This window comes from Flavobacterium frigoris PS1 (assembly GCF_000252125.1).
GTDB classification, from domain to species: Bacteria; Bacteroidota; Bacteroidia; order Flavobacteriales; family Flavobacteriaceae; genus Flavobacterium; species Flavobacterium frigoris_A.
This window is the reverse complement of record NZ_AHKF01000018.1, coordinates 781,840-789,461: the sequence shown is the minus strand read 5'-3', so window position 1 is coordinate 789,461 and position 7,622 is coordinate 781,840. Positions and strand designations below refer to the sequence as shown.

At 35.2% G+C, this 7,622-nt stretch carries 5 protein-coding genes; 4 read left to right on the top strand and 1 reads right to left on the bottom strand.

Translation table 11 applies throughout. The features are described from left to right. The 4 genes from HJ01_RS12140 to HJ01_RS12125 form a co-directional block, all read left to right on the top strand. On the top strand, window positions 1–3,216 hold a 3,216-nt coding region (locus HJ01_RS12140), incomplete at its 5' end, for a T9SS C-terminal target domain-containing protein (protein WP_040473886.1). A 159-nt stretch (window positions 3,217–3,375) separates the two neighbouring features. Then, complete coding sequence (locus HJ01_RS12135; protein WP_007138730.1) at window positions 3,376–4,284, top strand: type IX secretion system membrane protein PorP/SprF; 909 nt, start codon at window positions 3,376–3,378, stop codon at window positions 4,282–4,284. Between the two features lie 11 nt (window positions 4,285–4,295). After that, a complete protein-coding gene (locus HJ01_RS12130; protein WP_007138729.1) occupies window positions 4,296–6,233 on the top strand; it encodes an OmpA family protein in 1,938 nt (645 codons plus the stop codon). Window positions 6,234–6,322: 89 nt separating this feature from the next. Then, complete coding sequence (locus HJ01_RS12125; protein ID WP_007138728.1) at window positions 6,323–6,991, top strand: hypothetical protein; 669 nt, start codon at window positions 6,323–6,325, stop codon at window positions 6,989–6,991. A 73-nt stretch (window positions 6,992–7,064) separates the two neighbouring features. Here the strand turns inward: HJ01_RS12125 and HJ01_RS12120 are convergent, their stop codons facing one another. Beyond that, window positions 7,065–7,571, bottom strand: a complete 507-nt coding sequence (locus tag HJ01_RS12120; RefSeq protein ID WP_007138727.1) for a CAP domain-containing protein — start codon at window positions 7,569–7,571, stop codon at window positions 7,065–7,067. Between the last annotated feature and the right edge of the window lie 51 nt (window positions 7,572–7,622).

Sequence of the window (7,622 nt, the reverse complement as noted above, 5' to 3'; positions counted from 1 at the left end):
ACGGTAGCTTGCGGCGCTTTGCCCGAACCTACTACAATCGCTTTTAGCAACGGTTTAAGTGAAGGTTGTTTAATCAGTGGCACTTCTAATGCTTCTACCTTTACAACAGCAGTTTCTGGATATTGTAATGGTAAAGTAATTGAGACTTGGACAGCGACAGACAGCTGTGGTAGAACCGTCGCTAATGTTTCTAGAACTATTACTATTGATGATAAAACGCCACCAACTTTTACCGCTCCCTCAAATATAATAATAGCTACAAATGAATCTTGTTCTTATAATTCATCCGTAGCAATTACAGGCGATGTAACCGACGAGAATGATAATTGCTCTATAGGTATTCAAGCTACTTATAATGATCAAATCACCGAAGGTCCTTGTGATGGCTCATCTACAATTAACAGAACTTGGTCTCTAATGGATCTTTGTGGAAATAAAGCTGAAGACCGTATTCAAATTATCACTGTTAAAGATACTACACCTCCACAAATCGCAACACAAGCATCAGACATTTTAGTTAGTTGCGATGGACAAGGAAATCAAACACAGTTGAGCGATTGGTTAAATTCAAATGGTGGTGCGATAGCAACTGATAATTGTTCTAAAACTTTATATTGGACTAATGATTTTAATGCATTATCTAATGACTGTTCAACAAGTGTCACCGTTACATTTTCGGTAAAAGATAATTGTGGTAATGCTTCTACAACTACAGCTACATTCTCTATTAATGATACAATCAAACCAGTATTAGGGGAAGTACCTGCTGATATGACGGTCGAATGTGATGCTGTACCTACAGCTTCCGCAGAAGATGTAACGGCTACTGATAATTGTGAAACAAATCAAACTGTAACTTATGCAGAAGTGAGAACAGATGGTAATTGTACGAGTAACTATATCTTAACCAGAACTTGGACCGCTACAGATGCTTGTAGCAACAGTAGTTCTAAATCGCAAAAAATTACCGTTCAAGACACTAACAGTCCTGTTTTAGGTGAAATACCTGTCGATATTACGGTTGAATGTGAGGAAGTCCCTACTGCTTCAGCAGAAGATGTTTCGGCTACTGACAATTGTGATAATAACCCAATAGTAAGCTATCAAGAAGTGAAAACAGATGGTAATTGTATCAGCAATTATACCTTAACCAGAACTTGGACCGCTACAGATGCCTGTGGTAACAGTAGTTCCAAATCGCAAAGAATTACCGTTCAAGACACTACCGCACCTTTGTTAGGAGAATTACCTTCCGATATAACAGTAGAATGTAATGCCGTTCCTACAGCTTCGGAAGAAGATGTATCGGCTACCGATAATTGCGATAACAATCCGAAAGTAAGCTATGAAGAAGTAAGAACAGACGGTAATTGTATCAGCAACTATACCTTAACCAGAACATGGACCGCTACAGATGTTTGTGGTAACAGTAGTTCCAAATCGCAAACTATAATCGTACAGGATACTACTGCTCCTTTGTTAGGGGAAATACCTGAGGATGTAACAGTAGAATGTGATGTGATACGTTCTGCTTCTGCAAAAGATGTATCGGCTATTGACAATTGTGACGATAACCCTATAGTGAGCTACGAAGAAGTGAGAACAGATGGTGATTGTATAAATAAGTATACTTTGACTAGAACATGGACCGCTACAGATGTATGCGGTAACAGCAGCTCTAAATCGCAAACTATTACCGTTGAGGACACTACTACAGCTGTAATAATTTCTTGTGCAAATGAACAAACTATAGCGTCAGATTCAAGCTGTAAAGCTTTAGTACCTGACTTTACTTCTACTTTAATTGTATCAGATAACTGTACTCCTTCTGAGTCATTAATCGTTAGTCAATCTCCTCTTGCTGGTAGTGAGGTTATGGCTGGAATAACAACAATAACCTTAACTGTGGAAGATGCATGTGGAAATGAATCAACTTGTGAAACTAAATTAACCGTAACAAATTATATCGTAGCAAATGATGATGACGTTACCGCTACTCCTATAAATGGTTTTAGTGGAGGTATTGCGATACCAAATGTACTTACCAATGATTTGCTTAACTGTCAAGAAATAAATCCATCTGAAGTGACAATTATAGCTTTAAGCGATCCAACTGATGGAGTGACACTGAATGCGATCACAGGGGAGGTAATTGTAGCACCTGGAACACCCACAGGTATCTATGCTATCACCTATCAAATATGTGAGATTACTAATCCAACTAACTGTGATGATGCACTTATAACAGTTACTGTTTCTGCAGCCGTTATCGATGCTATAGATGATATTGGTGGTTATGTTACTACTGCAGTTGGAGGACAATCACTTGAAAATGTCCTTAATAATGATACTTTAAACGGAAATCCTGCCACTTTAAGCAATATAAACTTAATTCAAGTTTCTACGACCAATCCTGGTATAACACTTAATACCAGTACAGGCGCTATTAATGTGACTGCTGGAACTCCTGCTGGAAATTATTTGCTAACCTATCAAATTTGCGATAAATTAAATTCTAGTAATTGTGATACAGCTACAGTTAGTGTATTTATAGCTTCACCAGAATTACAAGTAACAAAAACAGCCAATAACGAAAATTATAGTTCTGTAGGAGACATTCTTAATTACACTATAACAGTAACAAATACCGGAAATGTTACTCTTTATCAAATAACGGTTACAGATGATCTTACTGGTTTAAGTACTACAATTGAGTCTTTAGCACCTGGTAGCACCAAAGATTACACTCAAAATTATACTGTTACACAAGAAGACAGAGTGAGAGGTTTTGTAACCAATATAGCTCGAGCTAATGGATTTGCTCCAGATGAACTACCAATCTCTGGCGAGGATAGTGCAACTGTTGAAGCCGCAATTGTTTTAGGTTGTGCAACTATAACCGTTCATAATGCATTCTCTCCTAATGGAGATGGAATAAATGAAATCTTTGTAATTGATAACCTAGAAGATGTATTGTGTTATCCCAACAATTCAGTTGAAATTTATAATCGTTGGGGAGTACTTGTTTTTGAAACTAAGGATTACAATAGTCAAAGCAATTACTTTGATGGAATTTCAAGAGGAAGAGCAACTGTTAGTCAGTCCTCAGGTCTGCCTACTGGAACTTACTATTACATTTTGAACTATACTTCTATCGATGGTACTGGAGGTTTAAATAATAATAGAAAAGATGGATTTTTATATCTAACACGATAAAAGGTATTCACTACCTGAAAATTTAATCCAGGTTTTAGGTAGTGAAAAACCATATTATAATCCTATTATTTTTGAAATAAAAACAGTAAACTTAATTATCAAGACTACATTTTTAAGAATGTATCGTTTGATTGATAATTTATTTAATAAATATCTATTATGAAAACAAAAATATTCTCTTTCGTTTTGATGTTTACAACCATTGTTAGTTTTGCACAACAAGATGCACAATTTACTCAATATATGTATAACACAATCAATATTAATCCTGCCTATGCTGGTTCCAGAGGTGCCTTAAGTATTTTTGCTTTACATCGTACTCAATGGGTTGGCCTTGATGGCGCACCCGTAACAAATGCGGTATCAGTAAATACTCCTTTTTATGGAAGCCGTTTGGGGTTAGGGGTATCTATCATAAACGATAGAATTGGCCCCATTCATGAGAATACTATTTCTGCAGATTTATCGTATACTGTCCCAACATCTGAAACGGTCAAATTGTCTTTTGGAATCAAGGCAACCGCCAATTTATTTGATTTAGATGTCTCTAGATTAAATCCTGTAGATAATGACCCCAGTTTGCAAGATTACAACAATAAATTCTCGCCTAATATTGGAGCTGGTGTCTATCTACATTCTGATAAAGCATATGTAGGCCTATCAGTTCCCAATTTTATAGAAACTAACCGTTATGATGATAATGAAGTGGCCGTTTTTAAAGAAAAAATAAACTATTATTTAATTGCCGGTTATATTTTTGACTTAAATAATTCTATCAAATTCAAACCGGCCCTGTTAACAAAAATGGTCAAAGGAGCCCCACTACAAGTAGATATATCTGGAAATTTAATGTTTAATGAAAAGTTAGTACTTGGACTAGCCTATAGATGGAGTGCTGCTGTAAGTGCTATGGTCGGGTTCCAAGTTTCGGATGGTTTGTATTTGGGTTATGGATATGATCTTGAAACAACTAATTTGGACAACTATAACTCTGGTTCACATGAAATTTTCTTACGCTACGAATTATTCAGAAAAAATAAAAAAATGACAACCCAAAGATTCTTCTAAAAACAATTATTATGAAAAATAACATACTCTTTTACATAACTATAATAAGTGTTTTTTCATTTAACATTTATTCACAAAAAGCTAGAATAGCTTCAGCCGACAAAAAATATGAAAACTATGCCTATGTAGATGCTATAAAAACGTACGAAAGAGTGGCAGAAAAAGGATATAAATCAGTGGACATATTTAAAAAACTTGGCAATGCATACTATTTTAATGCTAAATTGGAAGATGCCGCTAAATGGTATGGCGAATTATTTGCTATGACTTCTGATCTAGAACCAGAATATTACTACCGATATGCACAGTCCTTACGTTCCATTGGCGACAATAACAAAGCCAACGATATGATGAAAAGTTTTAATCAATCCTCGGGAAATGACAAGCGGGCAAAACTTTTTGAAAAAGACATCAACTATCTACAAGCAATTAAGGAAAATTCAGGTAGGTATGAGATTGAGAATGCTGGAATCAATTCACAATATTCTGATTATGGAACAGCTATTTATTTAAATAAAATCGTATTTGCTTCAGCTAGGGATACCGGTAGTTTAGGGCATCGAAAACATGCTTGGACCAATCAATACTTTACAAATTTATATGTGGCAGATCTAGGGGAAGAAAAGCTTCCGGCAACACCTTACAAATTTGATAAAAGTGTCAACACCAAATTTAATGAATCCACTCCTACATTTACCAAAGATGGGAAAACGATGTACTTTACCCGAAATAACTATCTAGATGGTAAAAAAGGAAAGGATGGAAATGACATTACGTTAGTTAAAATTTATAAAGCCACTTTAGAGAATGACAGCTGGGCTAATGTGACCGAGCTTCCTTTTGACAGTAATAACTACAGTACGGCTCATCCCGCCTTAAGTCCCGATGAAAAAACATTGTATTTTGCTTCAGATATGCCGGGTACGATCGGACAATCAGATTTGTTTAAAGTGCAGATAAATGACGATGGCACTTTCGGAAACCCAGAAAATCTTGGAAGAACAATCAATACCGAAGGAAGGGAAACCTTTCCGTTCGTAAATGATGAAAATGAAATCTATTTTGCATCAGATGGTCATCCTGGCCTCGGGGGACTCGATATCTTTGTATCAAAAATAAGTACCGATGCTACTTTTAATAAAGTACAAAATGTAGGGATGGATGTTAATTCTCCAATGGATGATTTTGCATATTGGATAAACACCAAATCGAGAAAAGGTTTCTTTAGCTCTAATAGAGATGGTGGACAAGGATACGATGACATTTATAAATTCCTAGAACTAAGAAGACTTACTTGCGAGCAGGAACTATACGGAGAGGTAACAGACATGCAGAACAAAGAAATATTACCAGACACCAAAGTCAGTCTGTTTGATTCTCGATTTACTGCTATTGCCACGGTTAATTCGGATGAGAAAGGCAAATACTCATTTCCGGTAGAATGTGGTGAAACCTATCATATAAGGGCGCAAAAAGAAAAATATACTACCAAGGAACAAAAAATAATTATTGCTAAAGAAAATGGTAAGACAAACTTACCGATAGAATTGGAAAAAGAAGAATGCCAGGTGACTATAGGAGATGATTTAGGAAAATGTTTTGGAATAAAAATGATCTATTTTGATTTTGATAAATCGGATATTCGAATAGAAGCGGCACTAGACTTAGAGAAAATTTTGGATGTGATGAACCAGTACCCAAAAATGAAACTTGATATTCGTTCACATACTGATAGCCGTGGATCACTCAAATATAATGAGGCTCTATCAGACAGAAGAGCCAAATCAACAATTAACTGGTTAATCAAAAATGGCGTAAATAAAAACCGATTAGTTGGTAAAGGGTATGGTGAAAACCAACTGGTAAACAAATGTTCAGATGGAGTGAATTGTACGGAGGACGAACATCAACTAAACAGACGTAGTGAATTCCTAATAACTGAATTATAAAATTATACTAGTTTTTAAAATAACATAGGATTTTTTAATGCCAAAATATATGAAATGAGAGTCCAAATATTCTACTAAAAATAATTATCATGAAAATCAATATACTCTTTTACATCATTATAATAAATGTGTTTTCCTTTAACTCTACTGCACAAAAACGCGAAATTACATTAGCTGACAAGGAAAAACAAACTGTTCAGAAATCTGAAGTAGTCCCTATTACTTTAAGGACTGTAAAATCATACCATGTTGAAGAAAACATTAAAATGAAATTTGGAGGGTACACTACAACTTATAATGTATCTGACTCAAGTCTAATTAACACAACTGATTTGGGACCTAACAACATACGGGTTGTAACCCCTAGATTTACAGAATCCGAAGAACCAATGGATTCGCAAAAAGAAATAATCCCAGTAGCGGCAAGGGCTAAATTGCAACCCGAAATTATGACACCAACAGATACGTTGAAGAAAAAGAATGGATATGCTAGCGTATATATGATAAAAACTTACGAACGAGTTGCGGAGAAAGGATACAAGTCGATAGATATATTTCGAAAATTAGGAAATAAGTTTTACTTTAACGACGAAATGAAAAAGGCGGCCAGATGGTATGGCGAATTATTTGCGATGACTTCTGATTTAGAGGCGGAATATTATTACCGTTATTCGTCATCTTTAAAGGCGATCGGCGAAAATGAAAAAGCCAACGAAATGTTGGCAATATTTAATGAACTATCTGGAAATAATAAATAAGCTTTTTTAATCTACAGTAAAAAAAGAGACTGCAATTTGGGGTAAACAGCCTCTAATTTTAAAAAACAATTAATTATATTTTCGCAAAAATATTAGTGTAATACTTTTTGCCTGTTGTAGGGTTTTCTCTTATAGCAATTCCGAAATGAGTAAAATTACCTTCTATATTTTGTTTATGAGCAGGGCTATTTAACCAAGCGTTTAAAGCTGCTTGAGGCGAACTATAGTTGTATGCTATATTTTCCCCTACTGTTTTTGCTCCCAAAACTTTTATTATATTTTCAGAACGAGCGACAAAATCATCATGGTTCACCACATTGTTTGTAATCATATAATTATCATGCTCTTCTGACTTGTACGAAATATGGTTAATCTTTTCTAAAGTATTTAACCCAACACTAACTCTGTAATCATTTATCAACTTCATCGCTTCTAGCTCGTTTGCGGTATAGGTATAGTTCACGACAGCTTGCGATTTTGCTTCTACTGGCGATGCTGCTTCAGTAGCATCTGAAGAACAAGAATTCATTGTGAATATAACTGCTGAAAGTAATACGGCACGAAGTAAATATCTTTTCATAATATAGTAGTTTAAGTTTAAAGTAGATTGTGGGGCAAACTCCTTTAGTAT

Bases quoted from the DNA above. Each gene is read 5' to 3' on its own strand.
- HJ01_RS12135 (WP_007138730.1), top strand. From the start codon at position 3,376: ATGAAAACAAAAATATTCTCTTTCGTTTTGATGTTTACAACCATTGTT.
- HJ01_RS12130 (WP_007138729.1), top strand. From the start codon at position 4,296: ATGAAAAATAACATACTCTTTTACATAACTATAATAAGTGTTTTTTCA.
- HJ01_RS12125 (WP_007138728.1), top strand. From the start codon at position 6,323: ATGAAAATCAATATACTCTTTTACATCATTATAATAAATGTGTTTTCC.
- HJ01_RS12120 (WP_007138727.1), bottom strand. From the start codon at position 7,571: ATGAAAAGATATTTACTTCGTGCCGTATTACTTTCAGCAGTTATATTC.